Below are 24,975 nucleotides of genomic sequence, written 5' to 3' on the forward strand. Positions count from 1 at the left end.
GGCTTTCGCGTCATGGTGGGTGGTGGGTTGGGGTGGACGGGCGCTCGACGGAACAGGGCATGCTAGCATCCAAAATCACCGCTTCCGTTACCAGCCGGGTACCAAAATCGCCCGCGACGTCCGGCCTTCCCGGACCCTCCTTCCCGACCCATGTCCCCATCCTCTTCCGCCGCTCTGGCCATCACCATCGCCACCCGTGAAAGCCGCCTCGCCCTGTGGCAGGCCGAACACGTCAAGGCCTTGCTCGAAGGCCTGGGCCACCGCGTCACGCTGCTGGGCATGACCACCCTGGGCGACCAGATCCTGGACCGCAGCCTGTCCAAGGTGGGCGGCAAGGGCCTGTTCGTGAAGGAACTCGAGCTCGCGCTGGAAGACGGCCGCGCCGACATCGCCGTGCACTCGCTCAAGGACGTGCCGATGGAGCTGCCGCCCGGCTTCGCGCTGGCCTGCGTGATGGAGCGCGAAGACCCGCGCGACGCCTGGGTCTCGCCGCACTGCGCCGGGCTGGCCGACCTGCCGGCCAACGGCGTGGTGGGCACCTCCAGCCTGCGCCGCCTGGTGCTGCTGCGCGCGGCGCTGGACCAGCTGGGCCGGGACGATGTGCGCATCGAACCCTTGCGCGGCAACCTCGACACGCGCCTGCGCAAGCTCGATGAAGGCCGGTACCACGCCATCGTGCTCGCCGCCGCCGGCCTCAAGCGCCTGGGGCTGGAGGCGCGCATCCGCCACATCTTCGACCCGACCGATTCCTTGCCGGCGGCCGGGCAGGGCGCCTTGGGCATCGAGGTGCGCGCCGACCGCGCCGACCTGATCGCCGCGCTGGCGCCGCTGGTGCACCAGCCCACCTGGCTGCGCGTGGCCGCCGAACGCACGGTCTCGCGCGCCATGGGTGGCAGTTGCTCCATGCCGCTGGCCGCCTACGCCGACTGGGGCCGCGAAGGCGCGCTGCGGCTCGACGCGGCCTGGGGCGACCCCGAGGGGCAGGCACCCCTGGTGCGCGTCGGCACCCAAGCGGCTGTGACCACACTGGACGAGGCCGAGGCGCTGGGCCAGCAGGTGGCCCAGGCGCTGCGCGCGGCCGGTGCCGCGCCACCGGTCGCGGAGACCTGAGGCCTTGGTGGACACCGCCGCCCACCCGCCTGGCACCCGGCGCCGGCTGGAACGGCTCATCGTCACGCGGCCGGCGCCCGAGGCCCAGGTCTGGGTGGATGCCCTGCGCGCCGAAGGCTGGCCCGCCCAGGCCCTGCCCCTGATTGAAATTGCGCCACCCGCCGCCGAGGCCGACCGGGCCACGCTGCACCACTGGCGCGCGCACTGGACGCAGGCCGATGCCATCCTGTTCGTGAGCGGCGCGGCGGTGAGCCATTTCTTCGAGGGCGGGGTCGCACCCGCCAGCCAGCCGCCGCACACCCGCTTCTGGGCCCCGGGGCCTGGCACGGCGCGCCTGCTCGCGCAGGCCATTGAACCGCTGGGCCTGGGCGCGGCCCATATTGATGCACCGCCTCCCGACGCCGCGCAGTTCGACTCCGAGCATTTGTGGCCGGTGGTCTCGTCCCAGGTCGGCCCGGGGCGGCAGGTGCTGATCGTGCGCGGCACCTCGGCCCAGGGCTCCGCGCAGGCCGGGGTGGCCGGCACCGGCCGCGACTGGCTGATCCGCCAATGCACCGCCGCCGGTGCGCAGGTGCGGGGATGTGTGGCTTATGCGCGACGCGCGCCCGTGCTGTCAGCCGCCGATCGCGCCCTGATCGACTCGGCGGCCACGGCGCACAGCGTGTGGCTGTTCAGCAGCTCCGAAGCCCTGCTGCCGCTGCAAAACCTGAGGCCCGCCCCGGCGTGGGCGCCGGCGAGCGCGCTGGTCACGCACCCGCGCATCGCCGCCGCCGCCGTGCAGGCGGGCTTCGTTCATATCTGTCAGACCCGTCCTGCACTGGCCGATGTGGTGCGCGCTCTAGAATCAGGCTGGACCCGACCATGAGCGCCGACACACCCGACCCCACTCCCCCCATCGCCGCGCCGGCGCCCGCCGTCGTTGCGCCTCCGCCGGCGCCCGTGGCCGCCCCGCGCCGTCCGGGCCAGGTCTTTCAATGGCTGGCCCTGCTGATCGCGGCGTTGGCGCTGGTGATGACGGGCCTGCTTTGGCAGAAGCTCGGCTTCACCCAGCAGGAGCTGGCCCGCCGCAGCCAGGACACCATCGCGCAGGCCGTGGAGGCGCGCACGCTGGCGGCCCAGGCCGAAGCCCTCACGCAGGAACTGCAGGCCCGCCTGGCCGTGGCCGAGGTGCGGCTGTCGGAAGTGACCTTGCAGCGCAGCCAGCTCGAAGAGCTCATGCTCTCGCTCTCCCGCTCGCGCGACGACAACCTGGTGCAGGACCTGGAATCCGCGCTGCGCCTGGCGCAGCAACAGGCCCAGCTCACCGGCACCGCCCAACCGCTCATCTCGGCCCTGCAGGCCGCCGACCAGCGCATCGCGCGCGCCGCGCAGCCGCGCCTGAACCCGGTGCAGCGCGCCATCGGCCGCGACATCCAGCGCATCCAGGGCGCGTCCCTGGCCGACATCCCCGCGCTCACGCTGCAGCTCGATGAGCTCGCGCGGCAGGTGGACGACTGGCCGCTGCTCAACCAGGTGGGCCAGCCGGTGGCCGCGCCGTTGAGCAAGGGCAAGGCCGGGCGAAAGGCCGCCCCCGAACCCGTGGCGGTGAAGGACGCCGCGCCCGAGACCGCTGCCGTGCCCGACGCGGCGGCCGAACCGGACACCACCGGCTGGAGCCGCGTGTCGGGTTGGTGGAGCGGTCTGTGGACGCGCATCTGGACCGATGTCACCCGCAACGGCCGCGAGTTGGTGCGCGTGAGCCGCATCGACCGGCCCGAAGCCGTGCTGCTCGCGCCCGACCAGGCCCTGTTCATGCGCGAGAACCTCAAGCTCAAGCTGCTCAATGCGCGCCTGGGCCTGCTGGCCCGTCACATGCAGGCCAGCCAGGCCGATCTGATGGCCGTGGAAGCCGCGCTCGCGCGCTATTTCGACACCAACTCGCCCCGCGTGACCACCGCCCAGGCCACGCTGGCGCGCCTGCGCAAGGACCTGGTGGACAGCGACCTGCCGCGGCCCGAAGAAACCCTGACGGCCCTGACCGCCGCGGCAGGGGGGCGCTGATGGCCGCCCGTTTTGGTGGTGCCATGCGCAGCGTGTTCTGGCTGCTCGGCCTCGCGGCGCTGGCCGTGGCGCTCGCGCTGCTGGTGGGGCACAACGAGGCCACGCTCACCCTGTTCTGGCCGCCCTACCGTTTCGATGTCTCCTTCAACTTCGTCGTCTTCTGCCTGATCGGCGGCTTCGTGCTGCTGTATGCCGCGCTGCGCGCGTTCTCGATGTTGCGCGACCTGCCCGCGCAGGCCCAGCGCTGGCGCAGCCAGCAGATCGAGCGCGCCGTGGTCGGGTCGGTGATGGACGCGCTGTCGCACCAGCTGGCGGGCCGCTTCGTGCGCGCGCAGTCGGCGGCCCAGCAGGCGGTGGACCAGCTCAAGGGCGTGCCGGCCGGGCAATGGCCCCGCCGCGACCAGCTTCAGCTGCTCGCCCACCTGCTGCTGGCCGAGAGCGCGCAATCGCTGCAGAACCGCGAGCGCCGCGACGAGAACCTGCAGGCCGCCCTCAGCCCGAAGCTGGCCAAAAGCGCGCCGGAAGCCCACGAAGGTGCGCTGCTGCGCGCGGTGCGCTGGGCGGTGGAAGACCATGACGCCGACGCCGCGCGTGCGCGCCTGGCCGAGCTGCCGCAGGGCGCGAGCCGGCGCATCCAGGCGCTGCGCCTGAAGCTGCGCATCGCCCGCCTGGGCGGTGAAACCGGCGAGGCGCTGGAGACCGCGCGCGTGCTGGCCAAGCACCGCGCATTTTCGCCCGAGGCCTCCCGCAGCATCGTGCGTGGCCTGGCGCTCGATGCCCTGCGCGAAGCACACGACATGACGCAGCTGGACGCGTTTTGGAACGGCCTGGACGCCACCGAGCGCGCCATGCCCGAGGTGGCCCTGGCCGCCGCGCGCCGCGCCAACCAATTGACCGGCCCCGCCACCAGCGAGCAGGACCGCGAGCTGGTCCACGCCCGCGTGCGCGCCTGGCTCGAACCCCTGTGGCCCGAGTTCGGGGCGCTGGACGTGGCGCAGCAGCGCCAGCTCGTGCTGGCGCTGGAACCCGGCCTGGGTGAGCTCGACGCCGCCGGGCTGGCCCGGCTGGAGCAGTTGCAGCGCCAATGGCCGCAGAACGGCTTCCTGCAGTACCTCGCGGGCCAGGCCTGCATGCGTCGCCAGCTCTGGGGCAAGGCCGCGCAGATGCTGAGCCAGTCCAGCCACAGCCTGGACGACCCCGCCCTGCTGCGCCGCACCTGGCGTGGCCTGGCGCAGCTGGCCGAAGAGCGGGGCGATGAAACGGCCGCGCAAGCTGCGTGGAAGCGAGCCGCGCTGCTGGACTGAGTCGAACCGAACCCAGGGGATGCGCCAGGGCATCCCCAAAGAAAAAGCCGATCGGAACCCGATCGGCTTTTTCTTTGGGGCCTGCCGCCACGCCCGGAGGCGGGCGGCGGTGGCGAGGACTCAGGGGTTCTCGAACGGCAGCTTCATGTCGCGCAGGTCCTTGCGCGTTTCCACCAGCACCAGCGGACCTTCGTCCAGCACCACGGGCGGCTTGGGTTCGCGCGGCACATGGATGGGCTTGGGTTCGGCCGCGATGGCGGCCTGCACCTGGGCCACCTTCTCCGCGTTGGAGTTCACCCATTCCAGGCCACTGGCCTGCGCCACCTGGTCGAGGGATTCGACGGACAGCGTGAACGGCTGCACCTTGGGCAGGCCTCGGGAGCCGGGCGCTTCGACCGCGCGCGGTGCGGCGGCGGCCACGGGGGCTGCTGCGCGCGGCGCGCGAGGTGCTTGCGGCACCACGGCGGGCGCGGGTGCCGCCACTTCGGCCGCAGGTGCGGCCACCGGGGCCGGCACCACCACTTCGGCAGGCGCCACAGCGACGGGTTCGGCCGCCGGCGCTTCGGTGGTTTCCGCGTTCACGGCAGGCGGCGTGGCCATGCTGAAGTAGCTGCGCACGGGGGCTTCGTAGGCCGAGGCATCGGGCGAGTCGTTCACCGCTTCGCTGCGCTCGGCAGGTGCCACGGTCTCGGCGGCGGCCGGAGCCTCTTCACCTTCGACCGCGCCTTCGCGGGGGCCGCGTTCGCGGCGGTCGCGGCCATAGCGGTCGCGGCTGCGGCGTTCGCGGTTGCCGCGCGGCGCGCCGTTCTCGGCGTCGCCCTCGCGCGGGGCTTGAGCTTCGCTCACGCCTTCGGCGACGGTGGCCGGCTGTTCACCTTCCACGGCGTCGGGACGGGGCGTTGCCTCGGTACCTTCGGCGCCCGGCTGGCGGCGGCGGTTGTCACCGCGGGGGCGGCGATCGCGGTCGCGCTCACGGCGTTGCTGGCCTTCGGCCGCTTCGGGCGTGTCGCTCGGCGCGGCGTCCAGCGGCAGGGCGTTGTTGACGTTGCCGCCTTCGGCCGCCACAGGGGCTTCCCGGCGACCACCTTCGCGGCGGTTGCCTTGGCGGCCTTCACCACCGCGCCCTTCGTTGCGGTTCTCGTTGCGGCCTTCACCACGGTTCTCATTGCGACCTTCGCCGCGGCCTTCACCGCGACGGCCTTCGCCACGCGCCTGTTCGCTGCGACCTTCCACGCGGCCGCCCTCGGCGCGCGCCTCGACCGCACGGCCTTCGCCACCGCGGCCACCGTTGCGGCCACCGCCTTCGCGGCCTTCGCGCGAACCACGGCCTTCGGCGCCACCACGGCCACCGCGGCTGCGGCCGTCACGGCCACCTTCGCGGCGACCGCCGTCGGCACGTTCTTCGCGGGCACCGCCCTTGGCGGCCGGTGCGGCCACGGCAGGCGTTGCCGCCGGCTTGGCCGGTGCGGGCTCGGCACCGAACAGGCTCTTGAGCCAACCGAAGAAACCCTTCTCGGCCGGTGCCGGCGCGGCCGGCACGGGCTTGGCGGCCACGGGCGCTGCCACCGGTGCGGCGGCGGGGGCCGGCGTTTCGGGACGCGGTGCGGCCACGGGCGCGGGTCCGTCGGGCAGCACGCCCTTGATCACCGGTTCCTGCTTGTTGGTGCGTTCCTGGCTGCGGCGCGTGAAGCTGGCGACGTCGTCCACCTCATCGGCCAGCTTGTAGCTCGCGTCCAGGTTGTCCAGGCGCGGGTCGTCGTGCTTGAGGCGCTCGAGCTTGTAGTTGGGCGTGTCGAGCGACTTGTTGGGCACCAGCAGCACGCTGATGCGCTGCTTGAGTTCGATCTTGGTGATCTCGGTGCGCTTTTCGTTCAGCAGGAAACTGGCCACTTCGACCGGCACCTGCACCAGCACGGCGGCCGTGCTGTCCTTGAGCGACTCTTCCTGGATGATGCGCAGGATCTGCAGCGCCGAGCTCTCGGTGTCGCGGATGTGGCCGGAACCACCGCAGCGCGGGCAGGGGATGGAAGCGCCTTCGTTGAGCGCGGGCTTGAGGCGCTGGCGGCTCATTTCGAGCAGACCGAACTTGCTGATGGCGCCGAACTGCACGCGGGCGCGGTCCTGGCGCAGCGCGTCGCGCAGGCGGTTTTCCACTTCGCGGCGGTTCTTCGACTCTTCCATGTCGATGAAGTCGATCACCACCAGACCACCCAGGTCGCGCAGGCGCGCCTGGCGGGCCACTTCGTCGGCGGCTTCCAGGTTGGTGCGGGTCGCGGTTTCCTCGATGTCGCCGCCCTTGATGGCGCGGGCCGAGTTCACGTCCACCGCCACCAGCGCTTCGGTCTGGTCGATCACGATGGCACCGCCAGAAGGCAGGTTCACCGTGCGGCTGTACGCGGTTTCGATCTGGTGCTCGATCTGGAAGCGCGAGAACAGCGGCGCGTCGTCGCGGTAGCGCTTCACGCGGTGCCCGTGCTCGGGCATCACATGGCTCATGAACTGGTGAGCCTGTTCGAAGATGTCGTCGGTGTCGATCAGGATCTCACCGATGTCGCTGTTGAAGTAGTCGCGGATCGCGCGGATCACCAGGCTCGATTCCTGGTAGATCAGGAAGGCGCCCTTGCCACCCTTGGTCGCGCCGTCGATGGCGTTCCAGAGCTTGAGCAGGTAGTTCAGGTCCCACTGCAGTTCGGCGGCGTCGCGGCCGATGCCGGCGGTGCGCGCGATGATGCTCATGCCGTTGGGGTACTCGAGCTGGTCCAGCGCCTGCTTGAGTTCCTGGCGGTCTTCGCCCTCGATGCGGCGGCTCACGCCCCCGCCGCGCGGGTTGTTCGGCATCAGCACCACGTAGCGGCCGGCCAGGCTCACGAAGGTGGTGAGGGCGGCGCCCTTGTTGCCGCGTTCTTCCTTTTCCACCTGGACCAGCAGTTCCTGGCCTTCGCGGATCACGTCGTTGATGCGGGCCTGGTTGACCGGAACCCCGGCGGCGAAATACTGGCGCGAGATTTCCTTGAAAGGCAGGAAGCCGTGGCGTTCTTCGCCGTAGTCGACGAAGCAGGCTTCGAGCGACGGCTCCACGCGGGTGACCACCGCTTTGTAGATGTTGCCCTTGCGCTGTTCGCGCCCTTCGATTTCGATTTCGTAGTCGAGCAATTTCTGCCCGTCCACGATCGCCAGGCGGCGCTCTTCGGCCTGCGTGGCGTTGATCAGCATGCGTTTCATGATGCGTTCCTTCGTTCAAATACAAGGACGCAGGGGCCACCGGCCCATGCGCCAACCTGCCGTGAACCAGCGGAAGCGCGAACGAGGGGAGGAATTGCCGGAGAGCCGTTGACCCGCGGTTCGGGGAAGGCGTTCAACACAGGCGGGCACCAGGGTGCCGCGTCGAACCGCCAGGTCAGGGCGTAGGCGCGTGGAGGTGGGTGAACAGGGAAGAAGGCTCGATGGCTGTCATTGACATGGATCTGGCCGGTGTCTCTCTGGCTTCACTTCGTCCTCACCCAGCCACGTGTTGCGGGCTGGGTGATTGGGGGTATTCCGTATTCGGGTTCGTGTTCTTCAGCGGATTCGCCCGCGGCTTCGACCGGCCCGCCGCCGTGCCAGGATTCGCATGGGAATGCATCGGGCAACGGCGCCAGACCCGGGTGCTGCGGGTGGCAACCCACCCGCGGCGGACGCCTTGCCTTGCAAGCTGCGGTCCCTTGCCTTGGGTGACTGCCTTAAACTCAAGGTAAATCAATCACTTACGGCACACGACGGGTGTGACGCATTATAGTCAGCTCCCCGCCATTCGTGGTGGCCTTATTCACACCCATGCTCAGCAACCCGAATTCGGGGGAAATCCGACACATCACGGTTGACGAAGAGTCGGCGGGGCAGCGGTTGGACAACTTCCTCATCCGCATCCTCAAAGGGGTGCCCAAATCGCACATCTACCGCATCATCCGCTCGGGCGAGGTGCGCCGGAACAAGGGCCGGGTGTCGGCCGACGACCGCGTCGCCCTTGGCGATGTGTTGCGCATTCCGCCGATCCGGCTGTCCGAACGCGCCGAAGAGAAGGCGGCCCATCCGGCGCCGGCGCGTGAATTCCCGGTCGTGTTCGAGGACGAGGCCTTTCTGGCGATTGACAAGCCCGCCGGCGTGGCGGTGCATGGTGGCAGCGGCGTGAGTTTCGGCGTGATCGAACAAATGCGCCAGGCTCGGCCGCAGGCCCGATTGCTCGAATTGGTGCATCGCCTGGACCGGGAAACCAGCGGCCTGTTGCTGATTGCCAAGAAAAAGAGCGCGCTCAAGGCATTGCAGGACCAATTTCGCGAACGTGAAACCGGAAAAACCTATCTGGCGATGGTCAAAGGCGCCTGGCCCGCCCGCCTGAAGGTGCTGGACCAGCCTTTGCACAAATACCTATTACCTGATGGCGAACGCCGTGTGAGGGTGACGACAGCCGACGATCCGGACGGCATGCGCTCGGTCACGCTGGTGAAGGTGGCGCAGCGCGTGCCCGCACCACCAGGGCTGGAGGCGGTCGTTCCCGAAGGCTTCAGCCTGTTGGAGGTCACCATCAAGACCGGCCGCACCCATCAGATTCGCGTGCATTTGTCCAGCGCCGGCCATCCGATTGCGGGCGACGACAAATACGGCGATTTCGAACTCAATCGGCAATTGGCGCGAATTGGTTTGAAACGCATGTTCCTGCACGCCTGGCGTTTGAGGTTGACACATCCTGTCACCAAATCCGCGTTGGAACTGCAGGCCGAATTGCCGCCGGAGCTATATAAATGGCGATCCCCCGGAATAGAATGATGGTCTGCGTCGTTGGCAGACATCCGGTTCCGGATGGATCAAACATTACCTAAAAAGGACGATTTCAATGGCAAGTTATTCCGAACTCATGGCGCAAGCCCAGAACCTGATGGCACAGGCCGAGCAGGCGCGCAAGGACGAGCTCTCCGCGGTCATCGCCGACATCAAGGCGAAGATGAAGCAATTCGGCATCACCACCGCCGATCTGGGCAGCACCTCGGCGACCAAGAAGACCGGCAAATCCAAATCGGCCGCACCGGCCAAGTACAAAGGCCCGAACGGTGAACTCTGGGCAGGTGGCCCGGGCCGCAAACCCGAATGGGTTCGCGCCGTGCTGGCATCGGGCAAGAGTCTGGACAGCTACCTGATCTGATCCACTCCCCTGCCTCCTTGCACACGGCCCGCCTCTGGCGGGCTTTGTCTTTGGTACCCTCGAAAGCATGTTTCGAATACTTGTCGTCTGCATGGGCAACATCTGCCGCTCGCCCATGGCGGCCAGCGTGCTGCACGCCGCCATCGCGCGCCGCCAGCTGGCGCAGCGGGTGGAGGTGGATTCCGCCGGCACCTACGCCGGCCACCAGGGGGAGAAGCCCGACCGCCGGGCGATCACCCTGGCGATGGCGCGCGGTTACCCGCAGATCGAGCGCGAGCGCGCCCGCCGCGTGCGCGATGAGGACTACAGGAACTTCGACCTGATCCTCGCCATGGACGCGGACAACCTGGAGAACCTGCGCTTCAAGTGCCCGCCCGAGCACCAGCACAAGCTGCACCTGTTCCTGGAGTACGCGGGTGTGGAAGGCCGGCGCGAAGTGCCCGACCCTTACTACGGCAATGCCCAGGGCTTCGAGGTGGTGCTGGGCCTGTGCGAGCAGGGCAGCGAGGGCGTGCTCGCACGGGTGCTGAGCACGCTGGACTGAGGCGGCTTCAGGCCTGGTGGTACTCGCGGTACCAGCGCACGAAGCGTTCGATGCCGTCCTTCAGAGGCGTGGAGGGCGCGAAGCCCACCCAGCGGTGCAGGGCCTCGGTGCTGGCGTAGGTCGCCGGCACGTCGCCGTCCTGCATGGGCAGGAATTCCTTGATCGCCTCGCGCCCCAGCGCCTGTTCGATGCAGCCGATGAAGTCCATCAGCGGCACCGGGTCGTGGTTGCCGATGTTGAAGATGCGGTAGGGCGGTCCACCCGCGTTCTCGGGCATGGCCGGTTTGTCGAGCACGCGCAGCACGCCTTCGACGATGTCGTCGATGTAGGTGAAGTCGCGCTTCATCTTCCCGTGGTTGAAGACCTGGATCGGCCGGCCTTCGAGCACCGCGCGGGTGAAGCTGAAGTAGGCCATGTCGGGCCGGCCCCAGGGCCCGTACACCGTGAAGAAACGCAGGCCGGTGGTGGGCAGCCCATAGAGGTGGCTGTAGGTGTGGGCCATCAGCTCGTTGGCCTTCTTGGTGGCCGCGTACAGGCTCACCGGGTGGTCGACGGCGTCGGTTTCCTCGAACGGCATCTTGGTGTTGCCGCCATACACGCTGGAGCTGGACGCGTAGACCAGGTGGCCCGGCTTCTGCGCGCGGCAGCCTTCCAGGATGTGGCCGAAGCCGGTGAGGTTGCTGTCGAGGTAGGCGTTGGGGTGCGTGATCGAGTAGCGCACACCGGCCTGGGCCGCCAGGTGCACCACGGCGTCGAAGCGGTGGCTGGCGAACAGCCGGGCCATGGCCTCGCGGTCCGCCACATCGACCTGTTCGAAGGCGAAACCCGGGTGCTTCTGCAGCGGCTCCAGCCGGGCGCGCTTGAGCGCGACGGCGTAGTAGTCGTTGAGGTTGTCGATGCCGAGCACCGTGTCGCCGCGCGCCAGCAGGCGCTGGGCGGTGTGCATGCCGATGAAGCCGGCCGCGCCAGTCAGGAGGATGTGCATGGCGGTATGTTAGCCGCCAGCCTGCATCAGTCTTTCTGCCAGATCACCCGTTTTCCGGACGTTTCCCACGTTTCGTAGTGCCGCGCGTACAGGTCTTCGATGCGGTTGCGCTTGACCTTGAAGGTGGGCGTGATGATGTCGTTGTCCACCGTCCAGGCGGTGGTGACGACCACGATGCACTGCAGCTGCTCGTGCGGGTCCAGCGTGGCGTTGATGCCCTTGAGGTGGCTGGCCAGCGAGGTTTCGAGCTCGGTGCGCGCGGCGGCGTCGTTCGCCACGCGCGCGGCCGCGTCGGCGTTGAGCATCACGATGCCCAGGGGCTGGCCCAGGTTGGCGCCGGTCACCACGCAGGCTTCCACGGCCTCGTGCATCACCAGCTTGTCCTCGATCGGCGCGGGCGCCACGTACTTGCCCTTGCCGGTCTTGAACAGGTCTTTCACACGGCCGGTGATGCGCAGCAGGCCCTGCTTGTCGATCGTGCCCTTGTCGCCGGTCTTGAGCCAGCCGTCTTCGGTGAAGGCCTCGCGGCTCTTCTCGGGCTCCTTGTAGTAACCCTGCATCAGCGCCTGGCTGCGCATCTGCACCTCGCCGGTCTCGGGGTCGAGGCGGTGCTGCACGCCGGCGTAGGTGGGGCCCACGGTCCCCTGCTGGTTCTTGCCCGGCTCGGTGATGTGCGAGAGCGCGAGGTTCTCGGTCATGCCGTAGCCCTCGTTGATGTTCAGGCCGAGCTGGCTGTACCACTGCAGCAGGGCCATGGGCATGGGCGCTGCGCCACCGGCGGCGAACTTGCACTGGTCCAGGCCCAGGGCCTTCATCACCTTGCGGCGCACGATGCCACCCAGGATGGGGATGCGCAGGAGCCGGTTGAGCTTGGCCGGCGGCATCTTGGCGTGGATGCCCTGCTGGAACTTGACCCACAGGCGCGGCACCGAGAAGAAGATGGTGGGCCGCGCGCGCTGCAGGTCGGCGGCGAAGGTGTCGAGCGACTCGGCGAAGTACACGTGCATGCCGGTGCGCAGCCAGCCGTGTTCGACCAGCATGCGCTCGACCACATGGGCCAGCGGCAGGTAGGACAGCATGCGGTCTTCGCCCGAGAGCGGGATGCGCTTGACGCCGGAGTCGATGGCCCAGGCGAAGTTGCCGAAGCTGTGCATCACGCCCTTGGGCATGCCGGTGGTGCCCGAGGTGTAGATCAGGGTCGCGAGTTCGTCGGCGCCGCGCGTGGGCTCACCCTGCAGCGGCTGGTGGCGGCCGCAGATCGCGTCCCAGCCTTCGTAGGCCTGGATCGCGTCCAGCGGCGAGAGCGCGTAGCTGATGCAGGGCAGGCCGGCGGGCACGCCGGGCTTCATGCCTTCCCAGCCATCGAGCTTGCCGATGAAACAGGCCTTGGCCTCGCTGTGGGTGAGGATCTGGCGCACCGTCTCGGCCGCGAGCGTGGGGTAGAGCGGCACCGACACGTGGCCGGCCATCCAGATGGCGAGGTCGCTCATCATCCACCAGGCGCAGTTCTTCGAGAGGATCGCGACCTTGGAGCCCGGCTCCCAGCCTTGCGATTGCAGGTGGGTGGCCATGCGCCGCACCTGGTCGCCGATCTCGGCCCAGGTGAATTCCTGCACCGCGCCCGCGCCCATGGGCTGTGTGAGCGCAACGCGGTTGGGATCGGTCTTTTCCCAGTGGTACAGGCGTTGCAGGGCGAGCAGCTCGGGCGCGACTTGGGTCATGTGACGTGTCTCCGTTGTGTGTGTGCGAAGGGGGAATCTACCAAGCCCTCCGCACGCTGTTTAGAGGGTTTCACCTGTTGGGGCGCCACCGGCGGATCCCGGCGGAGTCACAGCCCCAGCAATTGCGCGAGGTCCAATGGCTTTGTGCGCTCCGCCGGCACGACGTGGCTTTCGAGATGGTCCAGGTGCGCGCGCATCGCCTTGACTGCCCGCTCGGTGTCGCCTGCGATCACCGCCGCGATGATGTTCGCGTGCTCCTGGTCCGAGCAGGAGACGCTCTTGCCAGGGTCACCGTGCGCGAGAAAGATCAAGGGCGTGCGGGCCACCAGCTGCTGCAGGAATTCGGTGAGCACCGTGTTGCCGGCGCATTGCGCGAGTTGCACGTGAAAGTCGGTCGACAACTTGATGCCGGTGCGCATGTCACCCGCGCGGTAGGTGTCCCGTTCCTGTTTCATGAGCTCACGCAAGGTCCTGAGCTGGTCCGCGTCGATCGACTCGGCCAGCCGCTCGATCACGAAACCCTCGATCAGCCGCCGGGCCGCGAAGATCTGGCCGACTTCCTCCAGCGAAGGGCTGGCCACGCTGGCGCCGTGCTGCGATCGAAGGGTGACCACCTTGGCGGTGGCGAGCCGTGCCAGCGTCTTTCGCACGACGCCACGCGTGACGCCGAAAGCCTGCGCCAGCGGTATCTCCTTGAGTTTGGTGCCGGGGGCGAGGCGTCGATCCAGGATGCCGTCGTACAGGGTTCTGTAAACGCGCTCCTCGGGCGACTCCTCCGGCTCGCGTGCCTTGCCCGCAGGCTTCGCCGGTTCGACGGCGGTCCGGGCCGACTTCTTGATGGGGGGTGTCGCCGGGCCACCGGTCGTGGTGTCTCCAGCGCTCGTCTTCCTCGTTGCCATGGTGTGTTCTCTGGTGAGGGCTGCTTGCACCCGTCAGGGTGGTGCCGGATTTTATGCGGCCAAAAAATGTTAACACTAGCGTTTTTACTATGTTGACATTAATTGTTGACAGTGAAAGACTTGCCGCCATCGAACGCCTGTCGTTTCAGCCACGAGGAATCCATGCCAAGCGAGAACCAGCCATCGTTGCCACCCGCGGCGCCGTCGCGCATCCACTTCGTGGTGAACGGCCAGCCCCACCGGTTGGACAACCCCGATCCCAACCGCACCTTGCTCAATCACCTGCGCGAGGCGCTCGCGCTCACCGGAACCAAGGAGGGCTGCGCCGAAGGCGATTGCGGCGCCTGCACCGTGGTCGTGAGCGAGCCGCATGGTCAGGGCGTGCGCCGCCGCGCGGTCAATGCCTGCATCCAGTTGCTGCCGACCTTGCACGGCAAGGAGGTCCTGACGGTGGAGGGGCTGGCCAAACCGGGTGCCGATCTCCACCCGGTGCAGCAGGCCATGGTCGATGTCCACGCTTCGCAGTGCGGTTTCTGCACGCCGGGTTTCGTGATGTCGCTGCATGCGCTGCTGGCGTCGAGGCCCGATGCCAGCCGCGACGAGATCGAATGCGCGTTGGCGGGCAACCTCTGCCGGTGCACCGGTTACCGGCCCATCGTCGATGCGGCAAGAAAGGCCGGCCCGCAATGTGCGAAGGGGGGCGCGGCGTGTCTCACCCCGGTTTCATCGGTGGCGGATGCGGGTGAAAGCGTGGCGCTGGATGCCCATGGCCGGCAGTTCTGGGCACCGGTGGAACTGGACGATTTCGCCGCGCTTCGCATGGCCCACCCCGATGCGCGCATCCTCGCTGGCGGGACGGACCTTGGTCTGGTGCTGACCAAGAAGCGCCAGGACCTGCCGGCCTTGCTGTACGTCGGGCGGGTGGAGGCCTTGCGCCGCGTCGAGCGCAGCGCCAGCCACCTCGAGATCGGTGCGGCGGTGGCGTTGACGGATGCTTTCGAGCCCCTGGTCGAGCAGTACCCGGAGCTGGCCGAATGGGCGCGCCGATTTGCCTCGGTGCCGATCCGGAATGCGGGCACGCTGGGCGGCAACATCGGCAATGGTTCGCCCATTGGCGACTCGATGCCTGTGCTGATGGCGCTCGATGCCAGTCTGGTGCTGCGGCGCGGGCCGCACACCCGCGAGGTGCCTCTGGACGCGTTCTACACCGGGTACCAGCGCAACGTGCTGGCCGCCGGCGAATTCATCGAGCGCATTCGCATCCCCCTGCGCGACCCGCGCCTGCAGGTTCGTGCCTACAAGATTTCGAAGCGCTTCGATCAGGACATTTCCGCGGTGTGCGGGGCGTTCTCTCTGGTGTGTGGTGATGACGGCACGGTGCAGCGCGTCCGGGTGGCCTTTGGCGGCATGGCCGCCACGCCGAGCCGCGCGCCCCGCTGCGAGGCGGCCCTGTTGCAGGGCCGCTGGGACGAGGCGGCGGTGCGCCAGGCCATCGCCGCGCTCGACCAAGACTTCGAGCCCATCGATGACATGCGCGCCAGCAAGTCCTACCGCCGGCTGGTGGCGCGCAACCTCCTGCGCAAATTCCATTTCGAAACCACGGGCGACACCCGGATCAGTGTGCTTGACGAGGAGGTGTTCGCATGAACCAGGATGCACGGCCCAACCCGCTCGGGGGTGTCGGCCAATCCATCGGGCATGACAGTGGTGCGCTGCATGTCACGGGCCGGGCCAACTACACGGACGATCTGCCCGAGCTGCGCGGCACGCTCTACGCGGCGGTGGGTCAGAGCACGCGGGCCCACGCCCGCATCCGCTCCATCGATCTCTCCGCGGTGCGCGCCGCGCCGGGTGTGGTGGCCGCCATGGTGGCCGAAGACATCCCCGGCACCAACGACTGCGGGCCGGTGGTGGCGGACGAACCCATCCTCGCGCAGGGCATCGTGCAATGCGTGGGGCAGGCGCTGTTCTCGGTGGCCGCCGAATCCATCGAGGCCGCGCGGCGGGCGCTGCGCCTGGCGGTGGTGGAGTACGAAGACCTGGAGCCGGTGTTCACCGTGCAGCAGGCGATGGCGAACCAGAGCTTCGTGCTGCCCACGCGCCATGTCGTGCGTGGCGATGCGCGCCAGGCCATCGAGCAGGCCCCCCATCGGCTGAGCAAGCGGTTCCGCATGGGCGGGCAGGAGCAGTTTTACCTCGAAGGCCATGTGGCTTACGCGGTACCGCGCGACGACGGGGGCATGCACGTCTACACCTCGACCCAGCACCCGACCGAGACGCAGCACCACGTCGCGCATGCGCTGGGCCTGGACGAAAAGGACGTGGTGGCCGAATGCCGCCGCATGGGGGGTGGCTTTGGCGGCAAGGAGAGCGGTTCCGTGCTGTTCGCTTGCAACGCCGCGCTGCTGGCCCAGAAGACAGGCCGGCCGGTGAAGCTCCGGGTGGACCGCGACGACGACATGGTGATGACCGGAAAACGCCACGACTTCGAGACCTGCTTCGACGTCGGTTTCGACGGCGATGGCCGCATCCTCGGCCTGGAGATGGACCTGGCAGGCCGCTGTGGTTATTCGGCCGATCTGTCGGCCGGCGTGAACGACCGCGCTGTGCTCAACAGCGACAACACGTATTTCCTGGAGCACGTGGCCATCCACTCCTACCGCTGCAAGACCAACACCGTGTCGGCCACCGCGTTCCGGGGTTTCGGCGGGCCTCAAGGGGCGCTGGGCATCGAGCAGGTCATCGACGAGATCGCCTTTCACCTCGGCAAGGAGCCGCTGGACGTGCGGCGCGCCAACTTCTACGGCACCGGGTCGAGGAACGTCACGCACTACGGCCAGACGCTCCAGGACAACGTGATCGAGGATCTGGTCGCCACGCTGGAGAAGAGCGCCGACTACCGGGAGCGCAAGGCCCGCGTGCGTGCCTTCAATGCCACCCACGCCCACTTGCGAAAGGGCATCGCGCTGACGCCTTTGAAGTACGGCATCTCGTTCACCTCGCCGCACCTCAATCAGGCGGGCGCGCTGTTGCATGTCTACACCGACGGCAGCGTGATGCTCAACCACGGCGGCACCGAGATGGGGCAGGGCCTGTTCACCAAGGTCTCGCAGGTGGTGGCCGAGGAGCTGATGATCGATGTCGACCGCATCCGCATCACCTCCTCGGACACCAGCAAGGTGCCCAACACATCGGCCACGGCCGCTTCCTCGGGCAGCGACCTCAATGGCAAGGCCGCTCAGGCGGCCGCGCGGCAGATCCGCGAGCGGCTGATCGACTTCGCGGCGAAGCATTTCGGCGTGCCGCAGGAGCAGGTGCGGTTCGTGCGCAATGCGGTGCAGGTGGGGGAGCGCACGGTGGCGTTCACCGAACTGGTCAAGCTCGCGTACTTCCACCAGATCTCGCTGTCGGCCACCGGCTTTTACCGAACCCCCACGCTCGACTGGAACGGCTCGACGCTGAGCGGTACCCGGCCTTTCTACTATTTCGTCTATGGCGCGGCCGTGACGGAGGTGGTGATTGACACTCTGACCGGCGAGTGCCGCGTGCTGCGCGCCGACATCCTGCACGACGTGGGGCGGTCGCTCAACCCGGCGCTCGATCGGGGCCAGGTCGAAGGGGCGTTTGCCCAGGGCATGGGCTGGCTCACCATGGAAGAGCTTTGCTGGAATGCCCAAGGGCGTCTCACGACGCATGCGCCCTCGACCTACAAGATCCCAGTGGCCAGCGACATGCCTCGTGATTTCCGCGTCGCGCTCTACGAATCGGCCGGCAACGTGGAAGACTCGATCCACCGGTCCAAGGCGGTGGGCGAGCCCCCTCTGCTGCATGGCATCTCGGTGTTCCATGCGATCCGCGATGCGATCGCCAGCGTGGCCGGGCATCGCCTGTCGCCCCAGCTTGATGCGCCCGCCACCGCGGAGCGCATCCTGTTCAGCGTGCTCGACCTGCGGGAGCGCGCCGATGCGCTCCAGCCCCGGCTCGAAGAAGCGGTCCTGGCATGAACGGCACCTCCACCGTGGACAGCGGCTGGCTCCATGGCGCGGCGCGGTTGCGCGACAGCGGCACGCCCTTCGTGCTGGTCACGGTGGTCCAGACGCGAGGCTCGGTGCCGCGCGAGACCGGCACGCGCATGCTCGTCACCGCGCAGGGCACGGTGGGGACGATCGGTGGTGGGCACCTGGAGCACGAAGCCATGGCCATTGCGAGGAGGCACCTGCGGTTGGCTGTCACCGGGGCGCACTGGCAGGCCTTCGCGCTCGGCGCGCGCCTGGGGCAATGCTGCGGTGGCGCGGTCGAGTTGATGTTCGAACTCGAAGTCGGCGCCGCGCTGGACTGGATCGATGTGTTGCATCAAGCCTTGCAGCGCGGCGAAGCGGCCGTGATCGCCAGTGTGGTCGATGGGGTCTCCCACACCCGACTGGTCCTGGCGCCCTCGTCGGGCGCCTGGCAACGCGGCGAGGCGGATGCCACCACGTGGCGCCTGGCGCGCGACCTGCTCACCACGCCGGCCTTGACGGCACCCGAAGGGCCGCCATCCCCGCGGAAGAACGGGCCGCGGCGCTTCGTGCAGCGCATCGAACCTCCCGGGCTGGACGTGTGGGTCCATGGCGCGGGCCACGTGGGCCGAGCGCTGGTCGCCGTGCTGGGCCTGCTGCCTTGCCGCGTGACCTGGGTGGACAGCCGGCCCGATGAATTTCCCAGCGAGGTGCCGCCCAACGTGCGCGTGCTGTGTTCGGACGACGGCGAGCACGAGGTGGATGAAGCGCCGCCAGGGGCTTGCCATCTGGTCATGACCCACAGCCACGCGCTTGACTTCGAGCTGAGTCTGCGCCTCCTGCGCCGGGCCGATTTCCGGTACTTCGGGCTCATCGGCTCGGCCACCAAGCGCCGCAGCTTCGAGCACCGCCTGGCCGATCGCGGCATCGACCGGGCCATGTTGTGCCGCATGCGGTGCCCGATCGGCATCGACGGTGTGAGTGGCAAGGAGCCCGGTGTGATCGCTGTCGCGGTCGCCGCTCAACTGCTGGGCCTGCGCGAGGAGATCGCGCGCGGCCCCGAACCGATGGGATGGCGGAACGCGGGCGCGGCAAGCGCGCGCATCGCCGAGACCCAGTGCTGACGGGTGACGCTCTCGCCCATGGAACTTCAACGACACCAAGGACCCATCATGAACCCATCCCGCAGATCGGCCGTTCTCTCGCTCGCATCCCTGGCGGCCGCGCCTGGACTTCTTCGCGCACAGGGCAAGGCGCCCCTGGAGGTCGCGTTCCTCTACGACAACCCCATCGGCGACGTGGGCTGGGTGCGGCAGCATGAAAACGGGCGCCTGGCGATCGAGCAGAAGCTCGGTGCGCAGGTGAAGACCAAGTACGTGCAGGTGCCCACGGGCGCCGACTCCGAGCGTGTGATGCGCACACTGGCGCAAAGCGGCACCAAGCTGATCTACGGCGTGTCCTTCGGCTACATGAACCCCATGGCCAAGGTGGCCGCCCAGTTCCCCGACACGGTCTTCATGAACGCGCAGGGTTTCATGACGAGCAAGAACATGGGCGTCTACTCGGCGCGCGTGTACGAAGGCTTCTACCTGAACGGCGTGGTGGCCGGGCACATGAGCAAGAGCGGCGTGGTGGGCTACATCGCCTCGCTGCCCGTGCCCGAGGTGGTGCTCGGCCTGACCGCTTTCATCCAGGGCATGCGCAGCGTGAACCCCAAAGGCACGGTGCGCATCGTCTGGCTCAACACCTGGTACGACCCGGGCCGCGAGCGCGAGGCGGCCAACGCCCTGCTGAGCGACGGGGCGGACATCCTGACCTCGGTGCTGTCTTCGCCCGTCGCCGTGCAGGTGGCCGAAGAGCGCGGCGTGGGTGCGGTGACCTGGCAGAGCGACATGTCCAAGTACGGGCCGAAGGCGCAACTCTCCTGTGCCTTGCTGGACTGGTCGAATCCCTATGTGGACATCACCAGGGCGGTGATCGACGGAAGCTGGAAGCCCGGCAATGCATGGCTGGGTGCGAAGGAGGGGGTGATCCGCATGGTGGCCTTGAACCCCTCGTTGCCGACCGACCTCAAGGCGCTGCTGGTGCGCAAGGAAGCGGAGATGAAGGCGGGCAGCTTCCATCCCTTCGTGGGGCCGATTCTTGACCAGGATGGCAAGGAACGCGTGGCCGCCGGCGTGGTGCCCAGCGACGACGAACTGCGCAAGATCGACTGGCTCGGTGCCGGCATCCAGGGCCGCCTGCCCACGCGGCGCTGACGCGACCGCCTCGCTGCCCCAAGGACACAAAGACCCATGACCCCACTCGAAACCATCGTCCGTGCCCGCGCGCCCCGTCTGGAGCTGCGCGGCCTGACCAAGGCCTATCCGGCCATCGTCGCCAACGACAAGGTGGATCTCACCGTCGAACCCGGTGAGATCCATGCCGTGCTCGGCGAGAACGGTGCTGGCAAGAGCACGCTCATGAAGTGCATCTACGGGGCGGTGAAACCGGACGCAGGCACCCTGTGGTGGAACGGCGAGGAGGTGCGGATCGCCCATCCGGCGCACGCCCGTTCGCTCGGCATCGGCATGGTGTTCCAGCACTTCTCGCTGTTCGAGACGCTGACCGTGACCGAAAACGCCGCGCTCGGTCTGCCCGGCCGGCCCGATCTGGTGGACCTGGCACGGCGCATCGAAGCGATCTCGCAGCGCTACGGGCTGGCGGTCGATCCCGGGCGCCATGTGCATTCGCTCTCGGTCGGGGAGCGCCAGCGGGTGGAGATCATCCGCTGCCTGCTGCAGAACCCGCAGCTGCTCATCATGGACGAGCCCACGTCGGTGCTCACGCCGCAGGCGGTGGACAAGCTGTTCGAGACGCTGCGGCAGCTGGCCGAGGGCGGCTGCAGCATCCTCTACATCAGCCACAAGCTGCACGAGATCCGGGCGCTGTGCCATGGCGCGACCGTGCTGCGGGCCGGCCGCGTGGTGGGGCGGTGCGACCCCCGCCGCGAAACCGAGGTCACGATGGCGCGCCTCATGGTGGGCGAGGACGTCAGCCCGTGCCAGCCTGGCACCCGGTCGGCGGTGCGCGGCGCCCCCGTGCTGGTGGTGGACCAGCTCAGCCAGCCCGCAGACGACCCCTTCGGCACCGACCTCAGCGACGTTGGCCTGACGGTCCACGCCGGAGAAATCCTGGGCATTGCCGGCGTCTCGGGCAACGGGCAGCAGGAGTTGCTTCGCCTGCTCTCGGGCGAAGCCCTGTGCCGGCGCGCCGACGCGATCCGCATCCTGGACACGCCGGCCGGGCACCTGCCACCGGCCGAGCGCCGCCGCGCCGGCCTCGGTTTCGTGCCGGAGGAGCGGCTGGGGCGGGGCGCCGTGCCCGCCATGTCGCTGACCGAAAACGCCTTGTTGACCGCCCATGCCAAGGGCTTCGTCCGGAACGGTCTGGTGGACACCCCCGCGATCACGGCGTTCGCGCGGCGCTGCATCGTGGACTTCAACGTCAAGTGCGGCGGTGGACAGGCCCCGGCGGAGAGCCTGTCGGGCGGCAACCTGCAGAAGTTCATCGTGGGCCGCGAAATCCTGCTGTCGCCCCGCCTGCTGGTGGTGGCGCAGCCCACCTGGGGGGTGGACGTGCAGGCCTGCGCCTTCATCCGGCGTTCGCTGATCGCGCTGCGCGACGCCGGTGTGGGCGTGCTGGTGATCTCGGACGATCTCGACGAGCTGTTCGAGATCTGCGACACGCTGTGCGTGATGGCCGGGGGCCGGCTTTCGCCCGTCCGTGCGCGCGACGGGACCGACGTGGAAGAGGTGGGTTTGTGGATGAGCGGGCTGTGGCCCGGCGCCGAGGCCCCCGCCGCCTTGAACACCTCATGGGAGGAGCAACGCCATGCGGCTTAAGCTCGAATCGCGCGCGGCACCATCGGCGGTGATGCGCTATGGCTCTCCGCTGGTGGCGCTGGCGCTGACGGCGGTCATCGGCAGCCTGATGTTCCTGTACCTCGGGCACAGCCCGCTGGCGGCGTTCCAGGCCTTGTTCGTGACACCCGTCAGCAGCCTGGGCGGCCTGGGTGAGCTGGCGCTCAAGGCGTCGCCGCTCATGCTGATCGCCACCGGCCTCACCGTGGGCTTTCGCGCCAACATCTGGAACATCGGCGCCGAAGGCCAATTGGTGATGGGCGCCATCGCCGGCGGGGGACTGGCGGTTCTTTTCCATGGCGCTCAGGGCGTGTGGCTGCTGCCGGCCATGATGCTGGCCGGCGCCGTGGGCGGGGCGCTCTGGGCCGCCATCCCGGCCGTGTTGCGCACCCGCTTCAACGCCAACGAGATCCTGACCAGCCTCATGCTGACCTACGTGGCGCAGCTCGTGCTGAGCTTCCTGGTCTATGGCCCGTGGCGCGACCCCGACGGCTTCAACTTCCCGCAGACCATCATGTTCGGCCAGAGCGCGCTGTTTCCCATCCTGATCGAGGGCACGCGTTTCAACGCCAGCCTCTTCGTCGCGCTGGCGGTGGTGGGCCTGGTGTGGGTCTTCATGAGCCGCAGCATCCTGGGCTATCAGATGCGCGTGGCGGGCCTGTCGGGTGCCGCGGCCCTGTTCGCGGGCATCGATGCGAAGCGCACCGTGTGGGTGGGCATGCTGGCCGGCGGCGTGGCGGCCGGCCTGGCGGGCGTTGGCGAGGTGGCGGGGCCGATCGGGCAGCTGCTGCCCGTGGTCTCGCCCGGTTACGGTTTCGCCGCGATCATCGTGGCCTTCGTCGGCCGGCTGCACCCGGTGGGCATCGTGCTGGCCAGCCTGCTCATGGCCCTGCTGTATCTGGGTGGAGAAGCCGCGCAGATGAGCCTGGGGTTGCCCGCCGCCATCACCGGTCTGTTCCAGGGCATGCTGTTGTTCATCCTGCTGGGAACGGATGTGTTCATCAACTACCGCCTGCGTGTGGTCCGTCCGGCCCTGCCGGCGCCTCGGCCGGCGGGTGAAGGAGTCCCTGCATGATCGACTTGCTGTTGCCCGTGGTGGTCGCCACCATCGGTGCGGGAACCGCCATCGCCTTCGCGGCCCTGGGGGAGCTCGTGACCGAAAAATCGGGTGTGCTCAACCTCGGTGTCGAAGGCATGATGCTGGTGGGCGCCATCGCGGCCTTCGCGGCGGCTTCGTCCAGCGGCAACCTGTGGATCGGCGTCGTGGCCGGTGTGCTCGCCGGCATGGTGCTGTCCCTGTTGTTTGCCTTTCTCACCCTCACGCTGATGGCCAACCAGGTGGCCTGCGGCTTGGCGTTGTCCATTTTCGGCGTCGGCCTGAGCGCCTACGCGGGCCTGAGCTACGTCAACATCGTCTTGCCCACCCAGCCGGTCTGGGCGCTGCCCGGCCTGGCGGCGCTGCCGGTGATCGGCCCCTTGTTCTTCCAGCACCAGCCGCTGGTGTACCTGTCGTGGATGCTGTTCGGTGCCGTGTGGTGGTTTCTCTACCGCAGCCGTGCCGGGCTGAAGCTGCGATCGGTGGGCGAATCGCCTTCGTCCGCGCATGCCCTGGGCCTGCCGGTGAACCGGGTGCGTTATCTCGCCACCCTGTTCGGTGGTGCCATGGCCGGCCTGGGGGGTGCCTTTCTCGCCGTCATGTACACGCCCATGTGGGTCGAGGGCATGACCGCGGGGCGGGGCTGGATCGCCCTGTCGCTGGTGGTGTTCGCCACTTGGCGGCCGGGCCGCATCCTGCTGGGCGCCTACCTGTTCGGCGGCATCACCGTGGCCCAGCTCTTTGCGCAGAGCCGAGGCGTCGCAGTGCCGTCCCAGCTCCTGTCCATGCTGCCCTACCTGGCCACCGTGGTGGTGCTGGTCGTCATCTCCAGCAACGCGCTGCGGATCCGGCTCAACACACCCGCCTCGCTGGGCCTGTCCTTCCGTCCCGCGTCATGAACCCGAACACGAATCCCTCTGAAGCCGACATCGAGTTGCTGCGCCAGGCGATCGCCTTGTCGGCGCAATCGCGTGCGCGCGGGCGCCACCCGTTCGCGGCCCTGGTGGCCGATGCCCAGGGGCGGGTCGTCGCCAGCGCGGGCAACAATTCCATGCCACCCGAAGGCGATCCGACCCAGCACGCCGAGCTGGCCGCCGCCGCCCTGGCCGCGCGGCAACTGATGCCGCAGGAACTGGCGCAATGCACGCTCTACACCAGCGCCGAGCCCTGCTGCATGTGCGCCGGCGCGGTCTATTGGACCGGCATCGGCCGGGTGGTGTACGCGCTGTCCGAGCACGCCTTGCTGGGGCTGACCGGTGACCACCCCGAGAACCCCACTTTCTCGCTGCCTTGCCGCGAGGTGTTCGCGCGCGGCCAGCGCGCCATCGAGGTGATCGGCCCCTTGCTGGAAGAAGAGGCAGCTGCACCGCATGCCGGCTTCTGGGACGCGCCGTCCTAAGCGGTGAAATCCACCGTGAGGGAGGGCAGGGGAGGTGTGAAGCGCGCCGACCAGCGCTCGCCGGGCCGCACCGCCCAGGCGTCGGTCCAGGTGCCGGTGGTGACCACGTCGCCGGGCCGCAGATCGGGCGCGCCGGGGCAGGCACGCAGGGTGTCGATGAAGTGCTTGAGCGCGCGCAAGGGGCTGTCGAGCACGTTGCTGCCCTGGCCCAGTTCGACCGGTTCTTCGTTCTTGAGCAGCGTGACACCGGCGTTGGCCAGCAGCGCATCGAGTTCGTCGGCGTTCCTCGCGAGCCCGCTCAAGGCCACGCGCGGGCCCACGAGCAAATGCGCGTGCAGCGCGCCGTCGACCACGGTGTCGGCCGGCAGGAACTTCCAGTCGGGCAGGTGCGACTGCACGATCTCGAAGCCCGGTGCGATCCAGTCGATGGCGTCGAACAGATCGTCCAGTGTGGCGTTCGCTGCGGGCGTGGCCTTCAGGCCGAACACGGTCTCGGGCTCCAGGCGAGGCTGGCAGCTGCGCTCGAGCGACACACGGCCTTCGCCCTCGCAGAACGTCAGCGTGGTGTCCCACACCGTGCCCCAGATCGGCGCGAACACGTTGTAGCGTGCCCAGATCGTGCGGTTGGTGAAGCCCACCTTGTAGCCGCGCGGCTGCTCGCCGCGCGCCAGGCGCAGGTCGCGCACCGCCAGGGCCTGTGCGTAGGCGGCGTCCAGATCGAAGCCGGCTTGCGCGCTGAGCGGGGCGGGCCAGAGGCGGCCCTGGTCCAGGTGGTCGAGCAGGGTCTGCGGGTTCATGGGC

At 68.6% G+C, this 24,975-nt stretch carries 20 protein-coding genes; 15 read left to right on the top strand and 5 right to left on the bottom strand.

The genetic code is table 11. The features are described 5' to 3' along the window. Nucleotides 1-150 precede the first annotated feature (150 nt). Genes hemC through AC3WPZ_RS15960 form a run of 4 tightly spaced genes read left to right on the top strand, consistent with a single transcriptional unit; the run spans nucleotide 151 to nucleotide 4,454 of the window. Entirely contained in the window at nucleotides 151-1,110 is a 960-nt protein-coding gene (hemC, locus tag AC3WPZ_RS15945) for a hydroxymethylbilane synthase (protein ID WP_492440505.1), read from the top strand. Between the two features lie 7 nt (nucleotides 1,111-1,117). Then, a complete protein-coding gene (locus AC3WPZ_RS15950) occupies nucleotides 1,118-1,975 on the top strand; it encodes a uroporphyrinogen-III synthase (protein ID WP_492433403.1) in 858 nt (285 codons plus the stop codon). Beyond that, nucleotides 1,972-3,150, top strand: a complete 1,179-nt coding sequence (locus AC3WPZ_RS15955; RefSeq protein ID WP_492440507.1) for a uroporphyrinogen-III C-methyltransferase — start codon at nucleotides 1,972-1,974, stop codon at nucleotides 3,148-3,150. Before AC3WPZ_RS15950 ends, AC3WPZ_RS15955 begins: the two co-directional genes overlap by 4 nt. 23 nt (nucleotides 3,151-3,173) lie before the next feature. Beyond that, nucleotides 3,174-4,454 (top strand): heme biosynthesis HemY N-terminal domain-containing protein, encoded by a 1,281-nt coding sequence (locus AC3WPZ_RS15960; RefSeq protein ID WP_492440540.1) that lies wholly within the window; start codon nucleotides 3,174-3,176, stop codon nucleotides 4,452-4,454. Between the two features lie 120 nt (nucleotides 4,455-4,574). Here AC3WPZ_RS15960 and AC3WPZ_RS15965 read toward each other — a convergent pair whose 3' ends face one another. Then, nucleotides 4,575-7,676: an Rne/Rng family ribonuclease gene (locus AC3WPZ_RS15965; protein WP_492440509.1), complete on the bottom strand. Its 3,102-nt coding sequence runs from the start codon at nucleotides 7,674-7,676 to the stop codon at nucleotides 4,575-4,577. Nucleotides 7,677-8,267: 591 nt separating this feature from the next. On the opposite strand from AC3WPZ_RS15965, the gene AC3WPZ_RS15970 reads away from it, so the two are divergent. The 3 genes from AC3WPZ_RS15970 (at nucleotide 8,268) to AC3WPZ_RS15980 (ending at nucleotide 10,174) form a co-directional block, all read left to right on the top strand. Next, on the top strand, nucleotides 8,268-9,257 hold the full coding sequence (locus AC3WPZ_RS15970) for an RluA family pseudouridine synthase (protein ID WP_382323504.1): 990 nt from the start codon (nucleotides 8,268-8,270) through the stop codon (nucleotides 9,255-9,257). 67 nt (nucleotides 9,258-9,324) lie between these two features. Then, nucleotides 9,325-9,630, top strand: coding sequence for an H-NS histone family protein (locus AC3WPZ_RS15975; protein ID WP_382160701.1), 306 nt, complete (start codon nucleotides 9,325-9,327; stop codon nucleotides 9,628-9,630). Nucleotides 9,631-9,697: 67 nt separating this feature from the next. Then, nucleotides 9,698-10,174, top strand: a complete 477-nt coding sequence (locus AC3WPZ_RS15980) for a low molecular weight protein-tyrosine-phosphatase (protein WP_291115547.1) — start codon at nucleotides 9,698-9,700, stop codon at nucleotides 10,172-10,174. A 7-nt stretch (nucleotides 10,175-10,181) separates the two neighbouring features. On the opposite strand, the gene AC3WPZ_RS15985 is transcribed toward AC3WPZ_RS15980, so the two are convergent. The 3 genes from AC3WPZ_RS15985 to AC3WPZ_RS15995 form a co-directional block, all read right to left on the bottom strand. After that, nucleotides 10,182-11,159: an NAD-dependent epimerase gene (locus tag AC3WPZ_RS15985; RefSeq protein ID WP_382323505.1), complete on the bottom strand. Its 978-nt coding sequence runs from the start codon at nucleotides 11,157-11,159 to the stop codon at nucleotides 10,182-10,184. A gap of 26 nt (nucleotides 11,160-11,185) precedes the next feature. Beyond that, nucleotides 11,186-12,880 (bottom strand): AMP-binding protein, encoded by a 1,695-nt coding sequence (locus tag AC3WPZ_RS15990; protein WP_492440511.1) that lies wholly within the window; start codon nucleotides 12,878-12,880, stop codon nucleotides 11,186-11,188. Between the two features lie 107 nt (nucleotides 12,881-12,987). Further along, nucleotides 12,988-13,779 (bottom strand): GntR family transcriptional regulator, encoded by a 792-nt coding sequence (locus AC3WPZ_RS15995; protein ID WP_492440513.1) that lies wholly within the window; start codon nucleotides 13,777-13,779, stop codon nucleotides 12,988-12,990. 162 nt (nucleotides 13,780-13,941) lie between these two features. Here AC3WPZ_RS15995 and xdhA point away from each other — a divergent pair, with 162 nt between their 5' ends. From xdhA to AC3WPZ_RS16035, 8 genes are read left to right on the top strand one after another with little or no spacing between them, the layout of a single operon-like run. After that, entirely contained in the window at nucleotides 13,942-15,426 is a 1,485-nt protein-coding gene (gene xdhA / locus AC3WPZ_RS16000) for a xanthine dehydrogenase small subunit (RefSeq protein ID WP_444688339.1), read from the top strand. Next, complete coding sequence (gene xdhB / locus AC3WPZ_RS16005; protein WP_382323510.1) at nucleotides 15,423-17,783, top strand: xanthine dehydrogenase molybdopterin binding subunit; 2,361 nt, start codon at nucleotides 15,423-15,425, stop codon at nucleotides 17,781-17,783. Before xdhA ends, xdhB begins: the two co-directional genes overlap by 4 nt. Further along, on the top strand, nucleotides 17,780-18,901 hold the full coding sequence (xdhC, locus tag AC3WPZ_RS16010) for a xanthine dehydrogenase accessory protein XdhC (RefSeq protein WP_444688338.1): 1,122 nt from the start codon (nucleotides 17,780-17,782) through the stop codon (nucleotides 18,899-18,901). The genes xdhB and xdhC overlap by 4 nt, the downstream gene beginning before the upstream one ends. 48 nt (nucleotides 18,902-18,949) lie before the next feature. Continuing rightward, nucleotides 18,950-20,035, top strand: coding sequence for a BMP family ABC transporter substrate-binding protein (locus AC3WPZ_RS16015; protein ID WP_382327235.1), 1,086 nt, complete (start codon nucleotides 18,950-18,952; stop codon nucleotides 20,033-20,035). A gap of 36 nt (nucleotides 20,036-20,071) precedes the next feature. Further along, on the top strand, nucleotides 20,072-21,661 hold the full coding sequence (locus tag AC3WPZ_RS16020; RefSeq protein ID WP_382323513.1) for an ABC transporter ATP-binding protein: 1,590 nt from the start codon (nucleotides 20,072-20,074) through the stop codon (nucleotides 21,659-21,661). Then, entirely contained in the window at nucleotides 21,651-22,754 is a 1,104-nt protein-coding gene (locus AC3WPZ_RS16025; protein ID WP_492440516.1) for an ABC transporter permease, read from the top strand. The genes AC3WPZ_RS16020 and AC3WPZ_RS16025 overlap by 11 nt, the downstream gene beginning before the upstream one ends. Further along, nucleotides 22,754-23,674, top strand: coding sequence for an ABC transporter permease (locus AC3WPZ_RS16030; protein ID WP_492440542.1), 921 nt, complete (start codon nucleotides 22,754-22,756; stop codon nucleotides 23,672-23,674). Before AC3WPZ_RS16025 ends, AC3WPZ_RS16030 begins: the two co-directional genes overlap by 1 nt. After that, complete coding sequence (locus tag AC3WPZ_RS16035; RefSeq protein WP_444688336.1) at nucleotides 23,671-24,174, top strand: nucleoside deaminase; 504 nt, start codon at nucleotides 23,671-23,673, stop codon at nucleotides 24,172-24,174. The genes AC3WPZ_RS16030 and AC3WPZ_RS16035 overlap by 4 nt, the downstream gene beginning before the upstream one ends. Here AC3WPZ_RS16035 and AC3WPZ_RS16040 read toward each other — a convergent pair. Then, complete coding sequence (locus tag AC3WPZ_RS16040; protein WP_492440519.1) at nucleotides 24,171-24,971, bottom strand: 2-keto-4-pentenoate hydratase; 801 nt, start codon at nucleotides 24,969-24,971, stop codon at nucleotides 24,171-24,173. The two genes, AC3WPZ_RS16035 and AC3WPZ_RS16040, sit on opposite strands and share 4 nt — an antisense overlap. Nucleotides 24,972-24,975 lie beyond the last annotated feature (4 nt).

It is taken from the genome of Hydrogenophaga sp. FW305-3-2-15-A-LB1 (assembly GCF_058787875.1).

Bases quoted from the DNA above. Each gene is read 5' to 3' on its own strand.
- AC3WPZ_RS15980 (WP_291115547.1), top strand. From the start codon at position 9,698: ATGTTTCGAATACTTGTCGTCTGCATGGGCAACATCTGCCGCTCGCCC.
- xdhA (WP_444688339.1), top strand. From the start codon at position 13,942: ATGCCAAGCGAGAACCAGCCATCGTTGCCACCCGCGGCGCCGTCGCGC.
- xdhC (WP_444688338.1), top strand. From the start codon at position 17,780: ATGAACGGCACCTCCACCGTGGACAGCGGCTGGCTCCATGGCGCGGCG.
- AC3WPZ_RS16035 (WP_444688336.1), top strand. From the start codon at position 23,671: ATGAACCCGAACACGAATCCCTCTGAAGCCGACATCGAGTTGCTGCGC.
- AC3WPZ_RS15970 (WP_382323504.1), top strand. From the start codon at position 8,268: ATGCTCAGCAACCCGAATTCGGGGGAAATCCGACACATCACGGTTGAC.
- AC3WPZ_RS15955 (WP_492440507.1), top strand. From the start codon at position 1,972: ATGAGCGCCGACACACCCGACCCCACTCCCCCCATCGCCGCGCCGGCG.
- AC3WPZ_RS16040 (WP_492440519.1), bottom strand. From the start codon at position 24,971: ATGAACCCGCAGACCCTGCTCGACCACCTGGACCAGGGCCGCCTCTGG.
- AC3WPZ_RS15960 (WP_492440540.1), top strand. From the start codon at position 3,174: ATGCGCAGCGTGTTCTGGCTGCTCGGCCTCGCGGCGCTGGCCGTGGCG.
- xdhB (WP_382323510.1), top strand. From the start codon at position 15,423: ATGAACCAGGATGCACGGCCCAACCCGCTCGGGGGTGTCGGCCAATCC.
- AC3WPZ_RS16015 (WP_382327235.1), top strand. From the start codon at position 18,950: ATGAACCCATCCCGCAGATCGGCCGTTCTCTCGCTCGCATCCCTGGCG.
- AC3WPZ_RS15975 (WP_382160701.1), top strand. From the start codon at position 9,325: ATGGCAAGTTATTCCGAACTCATGGCGCAAGCCCAGAACCTGATGGCA.
- AC3WPZ_RS15995 (WP_492440513.1), bottom strand. From the start codon at position 13,779: ATGGCAACGAGGAAGACGAGCGCTGGAGACACCACGACCGGTGGCCCG.
- AC3WPZ_RS15985 (WP_382323505.1), bottom strand. From the start codon at position 11,159: ATGCACATCCTCCTGACTGGCGCGGCCGGCTTCATCGGCATGCACACC.
- AC3WPZ_RS16020 (WP_382323513.1), top strand. From the start codon at position 20,072: ATGACCCCACTCGAAACCATCGTCCGTGCCCGCGCGCCCCGTCTGGAG.
- AC3WPZ_RS15965 (WP_492440509.1), bottom strand. From the start codon at position 7,676: ATGAAACGCATGCTGATCAACGCCACGCAGGCCGAAGAGCGCCGCCTG.
- AC3WPZ_RS16025 (WP_492440516.1), top strand. From the start codon at position 21,651: ATGCGGCTTAAGCTCGAATCGCGCGCGGCACCATCGGCGGTGATGCGC.
- AC3WPZ_RS15990 (WP_492440511.1), bottom strand. From the start codon at position 12,880: ATGACCCAAGTCGCGCCCGAGCTGCTCGCCCTGCAACGCCTGTACCAC.
- hemC (WP_492440505.1), top strand. From the start codon at position 151: ATGTCCCCATCCTCTTCCGCCGCTCTGGCCATCACCATCGCCACCCGT.